Origin of the sequence: Salinibaculum sp. SYNS191, from assembly GCF_037338445.1 — an archaeon.
In the GTDB taxonomy this organism is placed as follows: domain Archaea; phylum Halobacteriota; class Halobacteria; order Halobacteriales; family Haloarculaceae; genus Salinibaculum; species Salinibaculum marinum.
This window is the reverse complement of the sequence record NZ_CP147838.1, coordinates 1,387,248-1,401,280: the sequence shown is the minus strand read 5'-3', so window position 1 is coordinate 1,401,280 and position 14,033 is coordinate 1,387,248. Positions and strand designations below refer to the sequence as shown.

Annotated in this window: 13 protein-coding genes and 1 tRNA gene; 10 read left to right on the top strand and 4 right to left on the bottom strand. The window is 65.8% G+C overall.

Going from position 1 to position 14,033, the window contains the following annotated elements:
• Positions 1-45: 45 nt before the first annotated feature.
• The gene (locus tag WDJ57_RS07620) at positions 46-1,596 is read right to left on the bottom strand and encodes an HTTM domain-containing protein (protein WP_338905294.1); all 1,551 of its coding nucleotides are present in this window, start codon (positions 1,594-1,596) and stop codon (positions 46-48) included.
• 130 nt (positions 1,597-1,726) lie between these two features.
• Here WDJ57_RS07620 and WDJ57_RS07615 point away from each other — a divergent pair, with 130 nt between their 5' ends.
• On the top strand, positions 1,727-2,110 hold the full coding sequence (locus WDJ57_RS07615) for a hypothetical protein (protein ID WP_338905292.1): 384 nt from the start codon (positions 1,727-1,729) through the stop codon (positions 2,108-2,110).
• Positions 2,111-2,472: 362 nt separating this feature from the next.
• Here the strand turns inward: WDJ57_RS07615 and WDJ57_RS07610 are convergent.
• Positions 2,473-2,545, bottom strand: a tRNA-Asp gene (locus WDJ57_RS07610).
• 271 nt (positions 2,546-2,816) lie between these two features.
• On the opposite strand from WDJ57_RS07610, the gene WDJ57_RS07605 reads away from it, so the two are divergent.
• The 6 genes from WDJ57_RS07605 to WDJ57_RS07580 are packed head-to-tail and all read left to right on the top strand — an operon-like array spanning position 2,817 to position 11,067.
• Entirely contained in the window at positions 2,817-3,044 is a 228-nt protein-coding gene (locus WDJ57_RS07605; RefSeq protein WP_338905290.1) for a DNA-directed RNA polymerase subunit H, read from the top strand.
• On the top strand, positions 3,044-4,606 hold the full coding sequence (locus WDJ57_RS07600; protein ID WP_338905288.1) for a DNA-directed RNA polymerase subunit B'': 1,563 nt from the start codon (positions 3,044-3,046) through the stop codon (positions 4,604-4,606). The genes WDJ57_RS07605 and WDJ57_RS07600 overlap by 1 nt, the downstream gene beginning before the upstream one ends.
• A gap of 3 nt (positions 4,607-4,609) precedes the next feature.
• The gene (gene rpoB, locus WDJ57_RS07595; protein WP_338905285.1) at positions 4,610-6,436 is read left to right on the top strand and encodes a DNA-directed RNA polymerase subunit B; all 1,827 of its coding nucleotides are present in this window, start codon (positions 4,610-4,612) and stop codon (positions 6,434-6,436) included.
• Positions 6,437-9,430: a DNA-directed RNA polymerase subunit A' gene (locus WDJ57_RS07590; RefSeq protein WP_338905283.1), complete on the top strand. Its 2,994-nt coding sequence runs from the start codon at positions 6,437-6,439 to the stop codon at positions 9,428-9,430. It begins immediately after the preceding gene.
• A 1-nt stretch (position 9,431) separates the two neighbouring features.
• Positions 9,432-10,637, top strand: coding sequence for a DNA-directed RNA polymerase subunit A'' (rpoA2, locus tag WDJ57_RS07585; RefSeq protein ID WP_338905282.1), 1,206 nt, complete (start codon positions 9,432-9,434; stop codon positions 10,635-10,637).
• Between the two features lie 4 nt (positions 10,638-10,641).
• Positions 10,642-11,067, top strand: coding sequence for a NusA-like transcription termination signal-binding factor (locus WDJ57_RS07580; RefSeq protein ID WP_338905280.1), 426 nt, complete (start codon positions 10,642-10,644; stop codon positions 11,065-11,067).
• A gap of 72 nt (positions 11,068-11,139) precedes the next feature.
• Here WDJ57_RS07580 and WDJ57_RS07575 read toward each other — a convergent pair whose 3' ends face one another.
• A complete protein-coding gene (locus WDJ57_RS07575) occupies positions 11,140-11,340 on the bottom strand; it encodes a hypothetical protein (protein WP_338905279.1) in 201 nt (66 codons plus the stop codon).
• A 95-nt stretch (positions 11,341-11,435) separates the two neighbouring features.
• Positions 11,436-12,299 (bottom strand): winged helix-turn-helix domain-containing protein, encoded by an 864-nt coding sequence (locus WDJ57_RS07570; protein WP_338905278.1) that lies wholly within the window; start codon positions 12,297-12,299, stop codon positions 11,436-11,438.
• Positions 12,300-12,463: 164 nt separating this feature from the next.
• Between WDJ57_RS07570 and WDJ57_RS07565 the strand changes: the two genes are divergently transcribed.
• The 3 genes from WDJ57_RS07565 to WDJ57_RS07555 all read left to right on the top strand — a co-directional run bounded on the left by WDJ57_RS07565 (position 12,464) and on the right by WDJ57_RS07555 (position 13,999).
• Positions 12,464-12,892: a 30S ribosomal protein S12 gene (locus WDJ57_RS07565; RefSeq protein ID WP_338905277.1), complete on the top strand. Its 429-nt coding sequence runs from the start codon at positions 12,464-12,466 to the stop codon at positions 12,890-12,892.
• A gap of 1 nt (position 12,893) precedes the next feature.
• Positions 12,894-13,502: a 30S ribosomal protein S7 gene (locus WDJ57_RS07560; protein WP_338905275.1), complete on the top strand. Its 609-nt coding sequence runs from the start codon at positions 12,894-12,896 to the stop codon at positions 13,500-13,502.
• A gap of 89 nt (positions 13,503-13,591) precedes the next feature.
• The gene (locus WDJ57_RS07555; protein WP_338905274.1) at positions 13,592-13,999 is read left to right on the top strand and encodes a DUF5788 family protein; all 408 of its coding nucleotides are present in this window, start codon (positions 13,592-13,594) and stop codon (positions 13,997-13,999) included.
• Positions 14,000-14,033 lie beyond the last annotated feature (34 nt).

Below are 14,033 nucleotides of genomic sequence, written 5' to 3'. Positions count from 1 at the left end.
TCGCTCCGGGACTAAACCGTTTGCCGGTCGCCGCGAGCGACCGGCCTACTGGTCGAGCGGCCCGGCGCAGTCGTGGGTGTGCAGCCAGTGGCCGCGTATCGGTTCGGTCTCGTTGTACGGCTGGGACTCCTGGGCCATGTAGTACAGTTCCAGAGAGTCGAGGCCGGTCGCGTGGCTCCGGTTCCACTGCCCGCACAGATAGTGGGCGAAGTACGAGCGGTGGTTCCAGTTGCCGCTCGTCCAGACGTTCCGGAGGTACTTGCGCCACCGCGCAGTCGGGTACCTGCTGTCGACGTTTGGCGGCCGGTCCCAGTCGACGGCGCTGTCGTACAGTGCGTCGACGCTCGCCCCGTCAGTCAGGTTCGCGGGGACGACGTACCAGCCGTCGGTGCCCAGCGGGTCCGGCGCGAACATCCGCCAGTACTGGTCGGTCCCGGTGACCTCCAGCACCGCCTCGCCGTCGTCGGGCACGTCGGCGACGCCGACCGCCTGGGCGTTCGAGAGGACCACCAGCACGAGGAAGCCGAGCGCGAGCGCGCTCCCGGCCGCCGTGCGGGCGCGAGCGAGGACGGCAGACCGGGACAGCGCCGGCGGCGCGACGTCGGGCAGCCGTTCGGTCGCCTCCCGGTACCGGGTCCGAAGGGTCTGCGTCCGCGCCGTGAGTCCGACCCGCTCGGAAGCCCTTTCGACGGCGCTCCAGACGACTGGCGGGTAGAAGGGCAGCAGGCCAGCGACGACGACCAGCGGGAACAGGCCGATCTGCATCGTGACGAGCATCCCGAGGTGCATCGCGGCGAACAGCGACGCCAGCACCGCGCGCAGGCGGCCGGTGAGCACCAGCAGAAGCGGTGACAGGACGACCAGCGTAATCCAGGCGTAGGTGAACACGCGCAGGAGCGGGTAGAACTCCGCGAGCACGTTGCCCAGCAGAACGGTGAACTGGTCGAGGCTGAACACGTAGACGACGGCCTCGCCGGTGCGCCACTGCGTGCCGCCGAGTTTGTGGACGGCGTTGGTGACGTACAGCAGGACCATCTGTATCAGAAGCGCTGCCGTGGCGACGCTGGCGACGGTCGACCGCCCCTGTCTGTCGCGTCTCGCGGCGTCCAGCGACCACCGTTCTCCCAGGGGCAGGAACATCCCCCAGAACAGTAGCATCCGAAAGAGGATGTCACCGCCGTTGAGTACCATCGGATTTCGGACGTGCAGCGAGAGCAGCAGCGCCCACGAGAGGACCGTCGCCAGTCGCGTCCGGTAGCCGACGACCAGCGCCAGGCCGAACAGCGCCGCGACGAGAAAGAGCAGCGCCTGTATCCACGCCTCGCCCCACAGCGCGTGGACGGAGTAGACGCCGGTGTAGTCGGCGAACAGCGCCGCCCGGGGCAACACGCCGCGGTCGGTGTAGAAGGCGACGAGGTTCCGCGAGCGCAGCGCCAGGTCCGCGACCACCAGGAGCCCGAGCGCGATGCGAAACGCCGCGAGTGCCCGCGCGTCGATTGCGACGCGCCGGCGGACGGCCCCGAGGACGCGGCCGGCCACGGCTCGTGCTCGCGCCCGTCGCCCGTCGGTTACCGCCCCGCCGCCCGAACTCGCCATTTGCCATGTGGTTGCCCGCTCCGCTGGATAAGTGTGGGGTTGGCTGAAACCGCGCTTTGACAGTCACGCCGCCGCTGGCGAACCGTGGCCACAAGAGACACGTCGTCGGCCGCGGTCCACTCCCAACGAGATGCGCCGACTCACCTGGCTGTCCGACAACCGGCTCGTGCTGTACGCGGTCTACACGGTCGTCGCAGCCGCCTTCTACTGGGTCGTCTTCACCTATCTTCGCTCTCTTGCCCCGTTTGTCGCACTCGGCGTCGTCGTGCTCGCGCTCGTCAAGGACGTCGTCGTGGACGAACTCCTGCTCCAGGGGAGTCCCGCGCTGTACAGCGTCGTGGAGCACAACCCGTTCAACTACGTTCTCATCGCTGCGCTCTGGTTCTGGGTCAACGTGTCCGGGACGCTGTTCGGCGTGTTCCGCTTCGGTGACGGCCTGCTCGTCGCGCTGGCGGCACTCGACTTGGTCGTCGACTTCGCCCAGGACGCGCGCGTCGAGTTCGGGGGGCGCTGACCACAGACTCCTCGCTCCGCTCGTCGCGTTGTCGTCGTCAGAAAGCGCCCGAGGCGGGAGTGAGCGACGCCAGCGGCGTCGCGAACGTCGACCGACGCAGTCGGTCGGAATTTGAACCCCGGTCGTTCCGCTTCGCTCCACTCCCTGCTTCAAATCCCGCTTTAGCGCGTCACAAAAACGCGGTTGCTCGGCGATGAAACGCCTCGCAGTAGAGTAGAGACGCAGTCGGTCGGAATTTGAACCCGTGCGGAGACGGTCGCTCACTCCGTTCGCGCTGCGACTCCTTGTGTTCAAATCCCTCGTTGCCGTTACGACGACGACGGACTCCCCGCTTCGCTCGTCGCGTTGTCGTCGTCAGAAAGCGCCCGAGGCGGGATTTGAACCCGCGTCACGACCGTGACAGGGTCGTATGATGGGCCACTACACCACCCGGGCTTGCAATACTCCGTTTCCGGGTTTTGGTATTAAGGCTTTCCAAAGCGTGGCGGCGTGGGAGTCCGACACAAGTTATATATCCTCGCCACATCAACGGCGTGGTACGGGGGCACATACACCCCGACTCACTCCTGTTCGCGCGGCTGGGGCCGACTGTGCCGGCCGGCTTCGATAGCACCGCCCGACGGTGTTTGGCAAGCGTTATATATCTCCCGCCTATAGGGCGCTGTAGTATCTCCGAACAGCCTTCTTTGCCGGCCAAGCCACACCCATGGTAGATGTAAGCCAACACGAACTCGTGCCAGACCATACCGTCCTCGACGATGCAGCACTGGAGGACGTCCTACAGGAGTATAACATCAAAAAGACCGACCTGCCGAAAATCAAGCGCAAAGACCCTGCGTTGCCCGACGATGCGGCCATCGGCGACGTGGTGAAAATCACACGGGACTCACGCACCACAGACGAGGCTGTGGTGTACCGACTGGTGGTGGAATAATGGATATCGCAGACAAACGAGACATTTCACGGGAATACTTTTCACGCGAACGGCTCGCAGAACATCACTTCCGGTCGTTCAACGCCTTCCTGGACCGGGGCATGCAGGAAGTCGTCGACGAGAAGGAGACCATCGACACGGACATCGGCGACAAGGAGGGGGAGGAGCCTGTCTACGTCGAACTCGGCGACGTCCGCGTCGTCACGCCCCGCGTCCGGGAAGCGGACGGGAGCGAGGAACTGCTCTACCCGCAGGAGGCGCGCCTGCGCAACATCACCTACGCCGCGCCGGTCTTCATGGAGATGGCCATCATCAAGGGTGGCCACAACGAGGAGGAACGCGTCGTCGACCAGACCGAGACGAAGATCGGGCGCATGCCCATCATGGTCGGCTCCCGGAAGTGCAACATCGCCGGCTTCACCGACGAGGAACTCATCGACATCGGCGAGGACCCCGCCGACCCCGGCGGCTACTTCATCGTCAACGGCTCCGAGCGGGTCCTGATGACCAGCGAGGACCTCGCGCCGAACAAGATTCTCGCCGAGACCGACACGAAGTACGGCGACACCATCGAGGTCGCCAAGACATTCAGCCAGCGCCGCGGCTACCGCGCGCTCGTGCTGGTCGAGCGGGGCCGTGACGGCCTGCTCGAAGTGTCGTTCCCGTCGGTATCGGGTAGCGTCAACTTCGTGACGCTCGTCCGCGCGCTCGGACTCGAATCCGACGAGGAGATCGTCCACCGCGTGAGCGACGACCCCGAGATAGTGAAGTTCATGCTGGAGAACCTGGAGGCGGCCGACGTGCAGACGACCGAGGGCGCAATCGAGACCCTCGGCGAGCGCGTCGCCAGCGGCCAGGGCAAGAACTACCAGCTCAAACGGGCCAACTACGTCATCGACCGCTACCTCCTGCCGCACCTCCACGAGGAGGGAGTCGAAGAGGAGGACGTCCGCATCAACAAGGCCTACTACCTCTGCCGGATGGCCGAGGCTTGCTTCGAACTCGCACTCGACCGCCGCGAGGCCGACGACAAGGACCACTACGCGAACAAGCGCCTGAAGGTCAGCGGCGACCTGATGCGGGACCTGTTCCGGACGGCACTGAACAAGCTGGCACGCGACGTGAAGTACCAGCTCGAACGCGCCAACATGCGCAACCGGCAACTGTCGGTCTCGACGGTCGTTCGCTCGGACGTGCTGACCGAGCGCCTGGAGCACCCGATTGCGACCGGGAACTGGGTCGGCGGCCGCTCGGGCGTCTCACAGCTCGTCGACCGCACGGACTACATGGGGGTGCTTTCGCACCTGCGCCGGCTGCGCTCGCCACTCAGTCGCTCCCAGCCACACTTCGAGGCGCGTGACCTGCACGCGACCCAGTGGGGTCGCATCTGCCCCTCGGAGACGCCGGAGGGGCCGAACTGTGGGCTGGTGAAGAACTTCGCGCAGGCGATGGAGCTCTCCCAGAACGTCGAGGACGCACAGGAACTGAAACACGAACTCGCGGAGATGGGGGTCCAGGGCATCCCCGGCATCGAGAGTGTCGAACAGCCTGCGGACGACTAACACATGAGTCAGGGACGAGAAGCCAAAGTCTACGTCAACGGGAGTCTGGTTGGGACACATCCCAACCCCGAACAGCTCGCACACCAGATCCGACAGGCGCGTCGCCGGGGGGACGTCTCCGAGATGGTCAACGTCTCGGTCGACGAGCGCACCCGCGAGGTCATCGTCAACGCCGACGCCGGCCGTGCCCGACGCCCGCTGCTGGTCGTCGAGGACGGCGAACCGCTCATCTCCGACGAGGAGGTCCAGGCCGTCACCGACGGCGACCTGGAGTTCCAGGACCTCGTCGACCGCGGCTACGTCGAGTTCATCGACGCCGAGGAGGAGGGCGACATCTACGTCGCCGTCGAGGAGGAGGAACTGACCGACAACCACACCCACCTCGAAATCGACCCGCAGCTGATGTTCGGCATCGGCGCGGGCATGATTCCGTACCCCGAACACAACGCCTCGCCCCGGATTACGATGGGGTCGGGGATGATCAAACAGTCGCTGGGGCTGCCGAGCGCGAACTACCGCATCCGCCCGGACACCCGCCAGCACCTGCTGCACTACCCGCAGCTGTCGATGGTCAAGACACAGACCACCGAACAGATTGGCTACGACGACCGCCCGGCGGCGCAGAACTTCGTCGTCGCCGTGATGAGCTACGAGGGGTTCAACATCGAGGACGCGCTCGTCATGAACCAGGGGTCGGTCGACCGCGCGCTCGCCCGCTCGCATTTCTTCCGGACCTACGAGGGCGAGGAACGGCGCTACCCCGGCGGTCAGGAGGACCGCTTCGAGATTCCGGACGACGAAGTCCGGGGCGCACGCGGCGAGGAAGCGTACACGCACCTCGACGAGGACGGCCTCGTCAACCCCGAGACGCAGGTCGACGAGAACGCGGTCCTGCTCGGGAAGACCAGCCCGCCCCGGTTCCTCGAAGAGCCGGACGACATGGGCGGACTCTCCCCGCAGAAGCGCCGTGAAACGAGCGTCACGATGCGCTCGGGCGAATCGGGCGTCGTCGACACGGTCACCCTGATGGAGGGCGAAGACGGCTCGAAGCTGTCGAAGGTGAAGGTGCGCGACGAGCGCATCCCGGAACTGGGCGACAAGTTCGCCAGCCGCCACGGTCAGAAGGGTGTCGTCGGCCACATCGCGCCCCAGGAGGACATGCCCTTCACCGAGGAGGGCGTCGTGCCGGACCTCATCATCAACCCGCACGCGCTCCCCTCGCGGATGACCGTCGGCCACATCCTGGAGATGATCGGCGGCAAGGTCGGCGCGCTGGAGGGTCGCCGCGTCGACGGGACGCCCTTTACCGGCGAGGACGAGCAACAACTCCGCGGCTCGCTGGAGGAGCACGGGTTCGACTCCAGCGGCAAGGAGACGATGTACTCGGGCATCACCGGCGAGAAGATCGAGGCGGAGATCTTCGTCGGGACCATCTTCTACCAGAAGCTCTACCACATGGTCTCGAACAAGATTCACGCCCGCTCGCGTGGCCCCGTGCAGGTGCTCACCCGCCAGCCCACGGAGGGGCGCGCCCGCGAGGGCGGCCTGCGTATCGGGGAGATGGAGCGCGACGTCTTCATCGGCCACGGCGCGGCCATGACGCTCAAGGAGCGCCTGCTCGACGAGTCCGACCGCGAGTACATCTACGTCTGTGCCAACTGTGGCATGGCCGCAGTCGAGAACGTCGAGCAGCGCCGGGTCTACTGCCCGAACTGCGACGAGGAGACCGACATCCACGAGATAGAGATGTCTTACGCGTTCAAGCTCCTGCTCGACGAGATGAAGGCGCTTGGCATCGCCCCGCGCATCGAACTGGAGGACGCAGTATAAATGAGCCAGCACGCACCCAAAGAAATCCACCGGCTGAGTTTCGGCCTGATGGACCCCGAGGAGTACCGCGAGATGAGCGCCACCAAGGTCATCACGGCCGACACCTACGACGACGACGGCTTCCCCATCGACATGGGGCTGATGGACCCCCGGCTGGGCGTCATCGACCCCGGCCTGGAGTGCAAGACCTGCGGCAAGCACTCCGGTTCCTGTAACGGTCACTTCGGCCACATCGAACTGGCCGCGCCGGTCATCCACGTCGGCTTCAACAAGCTCATCCGCCGCCTGCTCCGTGGCACCTGCCGGAACTGTTCCCGGCTGACGCCCGTCGACGGCGGCAAGTACGCCGACGAGGGCCGCGTCGACCTCGACGCGGCGAGTCAGGCGGCCGACGACCAGCTCGACGAGTTCCGGCGGAACCTCCGGGAGGCCCGCGACCTCGGGAAGGACCTGAGCGACGAACTCAAGTCGGCGATGCGGACCTGCCGGCGCTCCTCGACGGACACCAAGAAGGAGCGCTGTCCCTACTGCGGCGAGGTCCAGTACGACATCAAACACGAGAAGCCGACCACGTACTACGAGGTCCAGCGCGTCCTGTCGTCGGACTACCCGGAACGCATCGCCGCCGCGATGGAACCCGAAGAGGAGGACGACGAGCGCATCACGCCCAACGACCTCTCGGACCGCACCGGTATCGAGCCGAGCCGCGTCCAGGAGATTCTCTCCGGGTCGTTCCGCCCGCGCGAGGAGGACCGCGAGGCCATCGAGGACGTGCTCGACGTCGACCTCACCGAGGAGGACATGAACAAGCTGATGCCCTCGGACATCCGCGACTGGTTCGAGGACATCCCGGACGAGGACCTGGAGGTCATCGGGATGGACCCCGAAAAGTCCCGTCCCGAGTGGATGATTCTGACCGTCCTGCCGGTGCCGCCGGTGACGGCCCGTCCCTCGATTACGCTGGACAACGGCCAGCGCTCCGAGGACGACCTGACCCACAAGCTGGTGGACATCATCCGCATCAACCAGCGGTTCATGGAGAACCGCGAGGCCGGTGCGCCCCAGCTCATCATCGAGGACCTCTGGGAACTGCTGCAGTACCACGTCACGACGTTCATGGACAACGAGATTTCGGGGACGCCGCCCGCCCGACACCGCTCGGGCCGGCCGCTGAAGACCCTCTCACAGCGCCTGAAGGGCAAGGAGGGTCGCTTCCGTGGCTCGCTGTCCGGCAAGCGCGTGAACTTCTCCGCCCGGACCGTCATCTCGCCGGACCCGACGCTGTCGCTGAACGAGGTCGGGGTTCCCGACCGGGTCGCCAAGGAGATGACCCAGACGATGAACGTCAACGAGCGGAACCTGGACAAGGCCCGCCGCTACGTCCGCAACGGGCCTGAAGCCCACCCGGGTGCGAACTACGTCCGACGGCCGGACGGCCGCCGCCTGAAGGTCACCGAGAAGAACTGCGAGGAACTCTCGGAGAAGGTCGAAGCGGGCTGGGAGGTCTCGCGGCACCTCATCGACGGCGACATCGTCATCTTCAACCGGCAGCCGTCGCTGCACCGGATGTCCATCATGGCCCACGAAGTGGTCGTGATGCCGTACAAGACGTTCCGCCTGAACACCGTCGTCTGTCCGCCGTACAACGCCGACTTCGACGGCGACGAGATGAACATGCACGCCCTCCAGAACGAGGAGGCCCGTGCGGAGGCCCGCGTCCTGATGCGCGTGCAGGAACAGATGCTCTCGCCGCGCTTCGGCGAGAACATCCTCGGGGCCATCCAGGACCACGTCACCGGGACTTACCTGCTGACGAACACGAATCCGGAGTTCAACGAGACGCAGGCGCTGGACCTGCTGCGGACGACCCGCATCGACGAACTGCCGGAGCCGGACGGCGTCGACGACACCGGCACCGAGTACTGGACCGGCCGGACCATCTTCTCGGAACTGCTGCCCTCCGGCCTGGACCTGGAGTTCACGTCGTCGGCCGGCGACACGGTCGTCATCGAGGACGGCCAGCTGGTCTCCGGGACCATCGACGAGGACGCCGTCGGCGCGTTCGGCGGCGAAATCGTCGACACCATCGCCAAGCAACACTCCAAGACCCGCGGGCGCATCTTCATCAACGAGGTGTCGTCGCTCGCGGTCCGGACCATCATGCACTTCGGGTTCTCCATCGGTATCGACGACGAGTCCATCCCGGAGGAGGCCGAGGCGCAGATCGACGAGGCCATCGACGAGGCCAACGCCCGCGTCGAGGAACTCATCGAGACCTACGACCGCGGCGAACTCGAATCGCTGCCGGGCCGCACCGTCGACGAGACGCTGGAGATGAAGATCATGCAGGCGCTGGGCAAGGCCCGCGACAGCGCGGGGAACATCGCCGAGGAGCACTTCAGCGACGACAACCCGGCGGTCATCATGGCCGAGTCCGGGGCGCGTGGCTCGATGCTGAACCTCACGCAGATGGCCGGCTGTGTCGGCCAGCAGGCAGTCCGCGGCGAGCGCATCAACCGCGGCTACGAGGACCGCACGCTCTCCCACTTCGAGCCGGACGACCTCTCCTCGGAGGCCCACGGCTTCGTGGAGGCCTCCTACCGCGAGGGGCTGGACCCCAAGGAGTTCTTCTTCCACGCGATGGGCGGCCGCGAGGGGCTGGTCGACACGGCAGTCCGGACCTCCAAGTCCGGCTACCTGCAGCGCCGGCTCATCAACGCGCTGTCGGAACTGGAGACGCAGTACGACGGTACGGTCCGGGACACCTCCGATACCGTCGTCCAGTTCGAGTTCGGCGAGGACGGCACCTCGCCGGTCGAAGTGTCGAGCGGGATGGACGAGGCCGCGGTCGACGTGGAGGAAATCGCCGACCAGGTGCTCGACTCCGAGTTCGAGAGCGAGGCCGACAAAGAGCAGTTCCTCGGCGGGAAGGCCGAGCGGACCAACCTCTCCGAGCACGCCGACGACTGGTGGATGGCTCAGGGGGACGACTGACATGACCGACTACGACGTTTCCGACGACATCGAGGCGCTCGTGGAGGACACGGAGCTTCCGCGACGGCTCAAAGACGAGGTGTACCGCACGCTCGAAGACCGCGACCCGACGCTGGAACAGGCCAACGAGATCGCCCAGGCCGTCGAGACGAAGTACCTCAACACCCGCGTCGACCCGCTGGACCCCGTCGGGACCGTCTCGGCACAGTCCATCGGTGAACCCGGGACCCAGATGACGATGAACACGTTCCACTACGCGGGCGTCGCGGAGATCGACGTCACGCAGGGCCTGCCCAGGCTCATCGAGCTTGTGGACGCCCGGAAGGAGCCGGACACGCCGATGATGACCGTCCACCTCGACGGCGAGTACGCGGAGGACCGCGAGCGCGCCCACGAGGTCGTCTGGAACATCGAGGCGACGAAGATTCTCCAGCTCGGTGACGTCTCAACGAACGTCGCGGACATGCTCGTCCGCGTCGCGCTCAACGAGGAGACGCTGCTGGAGCGGTGGCCGACCGTCGACGACCCCGGCGAGGTCGCCGAGGAGATCGCCAGCAAGATAGAGTCCAAACTGGGCGTCGAGACCCAGCGCCGCGGGCTCGTCATCGAGTTCGGCCCCGAGGAGCCGTCGTACCGCGACCTCCTCCAGCTGGTCGAGGAACTCTCCGACATCGTCTTCAAGGGGATCGAGGAGATCTCCCGCGTCGTCATCCGCAAGGAGGAGACCGACGAGGGCGAGGAGTTCGTCCTCTACACGGAGGGGTCGGACTTCGGCGAGGTCCTCGGCATCGAGGGCGTCGACGCTTCCCGGACCACCTGTAACAACATCCACGAGATTCACAAGAACCTCGGCATCGAAGCCGCCCGGGAGGCAATCATCGAGGAGACGATGAACACGCTCGAAGAGCAGGGGCTGGACGACGTGAACATCCGCCACCTGATGCTGGTCGCGGACATCATGACCAACGAGGGCACCATCGAGTCCATCGGCCGCCACGGCATCTCGGGCTCGAAGGACTCCGTGCTCGCGCGGGCAGCCTTCGAGGTGACGGTGAACCACCTGCTCGACGCGGCGGTCCACGGCGAGGTCGACGACCTCAACGGCGTCACGGAGAACGTCATCGTCGGCAAGCCCATCAAACTCGGCACCGGCGACGTGGACCTGCGCATGAGCGCGGGGAAGTCGGAGTCGGAGAGCGCCGACTGAGCCGATGACGGTTCGCCTCTCGGACGAAGCGCGCCAGCTGATGGCGCTGTTCGAGGAGGAGACAGATGCGACCGTCCGGGACTGCATCGTCGACGACGAGTACGACCGGGTCATCTTCCTGGTTGCAACCGGACAGATGGGACAGGCCATCGGCGCGGACGGGGAGTACGTCCGCGGCGTCGAGGAGCGAATCGGTAAACCGATAAAACTCGTCGAGGACGCCGAGCACCCGGAAGATTTCGTCGCGAACGCCCTGGAACCGGCGGCGGTGTACAACGTCACGATAAGCGAGAACGGCGACCGCCTGGCCTACGTCGAGGTGGCCCAGGAGGACCGCGGCGCGGCCATCGGGAAGGACGGCCGGAACATCGACGCCGCCCGCACGCTCGCCGAACGGCACCACGACATCGACGGCATCGAGCTGACCTGAGAACGCCCGTTCTGTTCTTCTCAGGCGCGTTCGACCTGTCTGACAGTCACCTCCCCGCTGGTGGTGGTCGAGTTAGTGCCGGAGGAGGCGCTGGAGGACCCAGCCTGTGGCGAACGCGGCGGTCGGGAGCGGATAGGTGACCGCCAGCAGCGCGACGACGGCCAGCACGACCGTCAGTCCCGCACTGCTGAGTGGCGTGTCGAGCCAGTCCGGCGAGGGCGAACGGTGGTCGGTCGGGAGCGATGCGGTCGTCGTGTAGGTTCGTGCTGCCATACTCGATGAGAGGCACCCGTCCCCCATAAGAGTAATCTGAATGATATTTCTGTAACCGTCGTTACTGAAAATCTTTTCAGTAGCAAGGGAGCCGCTCAGGAGCGGTCGGTCGACAGGACGCGGAACTGCTCGTCGACCACGACGGTCAGCGTCTCGTCCTCGCATTCGAAGGAGACTGCGACCTCCAGTGGGTCGCGCCGTCGAACCTCGGACCGGTCGTCCGTGGCGACGAACTGCGAGAGGGGTGCCGCCTCGACGTCGACGCCGTGGTCGTAGAAGAACGCTACCACGGACGGGTGTTCCACGAGGGCCGTCCCGACTTCTGCGATGACCTCCTCGCCGCACCGCTCGCATGTGTAGTGCACGAGCGGGAACTCGACGTCCGCGAAGCCCGTGTCCTCGGGTTCGACGACTCGTGGTTCGATGCGGTACTCACAGAGGGGACAGAAGCCGTGACTCGCCGTGCGCAACTGCAGGCGAACGTAGCGCTTCGCGACGTCGGGTGCCGCCTCCCTGTCGTAGCCGGCGAAGACGCCCGGCGGGACGTCGAGGTCGATGCCCAGCCCGCACTCCTCGCAGTCGATGCGGACGCGCTCGTCCTCGTAGTGGAACGTCCAGGTGCCGCCACAGAAGGGGCAGGGGTCGTCCAGCGGGACGGGTTCCATCCCTTCGCTGGTCGTGTACGCGCCCACGAGGAGGCTGCCGACGACGTGGCGGCCGGCCAGCGTCAGCCGATAACCGTCCTCGCCCTTCCGGACGAAGCGGTCGGCGAGTTTGGTCAGGTGGTAGTTGAACTGCCCGGAGTCGCGGATGTCGGCGGCCTCGCGGAGTTCGGAGAACGTCGCCGTCTGGTCGTCGGCCCGCCAGAGGGCTTCGAGGATGTCGACCCGTTTCGGGTCCGAGAGGGCCGCGAAGGCGTCGGCGGGGTCGAGGGAGTCGACGATTCGCTCGCTGCTCATGGAGTGGAGAGACGCTGCCAGCCGTATCAAACTAGTGGCGAGTCGTGCTGACACGGTACTGCCCGTCCAGCGGCGGTGAGCCACCCGTTCGCACACGCATTCGGGCGATTCCGCGAAGCCGAAAAGGGAGCCTTAAGTAGTTCCGTCAGGTACGCACGTTCACTATGGCGAACGGCAAGTACGCCGCGCGCAAGCTCAAGAAGGACCGCCAGAAACACCGGTGGTCCGACTCCAAATACGCGCGCCGCGAGCGGGGTCTGCGGGAGAAGTCCGACCCCCTCGAGGGCGCGCCACAGGGGCGCGGCATCGTACTGGAGAAGGTCGGTATCGAAGCGAAACAGCCCAACTCGGCAATCCGGAAGTGCGTCCGGGTCCAGCTCATCAAGAACGGCAAGCAGGTGACGGCGTTCTGTCCCGGTGACGGCGCTATCTCCTTCATCGACGAGCACGACGAGGTCACCATCGCCGGCATCGGCGGGGCGAAGGGTCGTGCGATGGGCGACCTCTCGGGCGTGAACTACAAGGTCGAGAAGGTCAACGGCGTCTCGATGATCGAACTGGTGCGCGGCAACGCGGAGAAGCCGGTGCGATAACATGAGCGCAGATCAGCCCGACCCGGAGGCTCCCGGGAACGAGGAAGAGACGAGCAACGCGAAGCTCTTCGGCACGTGGTCGGTCGACGACATCGAGTACCACGACCCGTCGACGGAGCGGTACATCACCGTCACGCCCATCGCGCACACGATGGGCCGCCACGCCGACAAGCAGTTCAAGAAGAGCGAAATCAGCATCGTCGAGCGGCTCGTCAACCGCCTGATGCAGACCGAGGAGAACACCGGCAAAAAGCAGATGGCCACGAAGATAACCCGCGAGGCCTTCGAGTCCATCCACAACCGGACCGACGAGAACCCGGTGCAGGTGCTCGCCCGCGCCGTCGAGAACTCCGCGCCGCGGGAGGAGACCGTCCGCCTGAAGTACGGTGGCATCTCCGTCCCGAAGGCCGTCGACATCTCGCCGCAGCGGCGCGTCGACCAGGCGCTGAAGTTCCTCGCCGAGGGCGTCTACAACGACTCCTTCAAGACCGACACCGACGTCGCCGAGGCGCTGGCCAACCAGCTCATCGGTGCCGCCAACAACGACGTCGGCACCTACGCGGTCAACCAGAAAGAAGAGAAAGAGCGCGTCGCGGCCGCCGCGCGGTAACCCCGTCGTTCTCTCGTCTCGACACTGCGGCTATTTCCCGTCCCGCGGTGAGTGAACGCTTTTCTGACGTCTCCTCCTACGCCTCCGGCATGGACGAGGCACAGCGGGAGGAACTGCTCGCACGTATCAACAGTCAGGGAGCGACAATCGGTGCACAGATTCCCGACACCATCACTCTCGCCGGTGACGAACTCCACCTCAGCGAGTTCCTGATAGAGACGCGGAAGGTCGACCGCATCCCCCCGGAGGCCGAGGAGAAACTCACCGAGGCAAAGCGGGCACTCCGGGAAGCCCGCGCCCGCCGCGTGGAGCGGCTGGAGACGGAGTCGCTGGCCCTCGACACCGCCGAGGCCATCGCCGACGAGGTGGTCGGCATCGACCGCGCGCTCAACGCCCTGGAGAACATCCGCCATCCCGACTTTGGCGACCACGCCCACAGCGCGAAGATAGCGGACCACAAGAAGTGGCTCGGCTTCCTCGATACCGTCCGCCGGTAGCGGCGCGTGCCGTAAACCGGCATTTCTTTTAGGG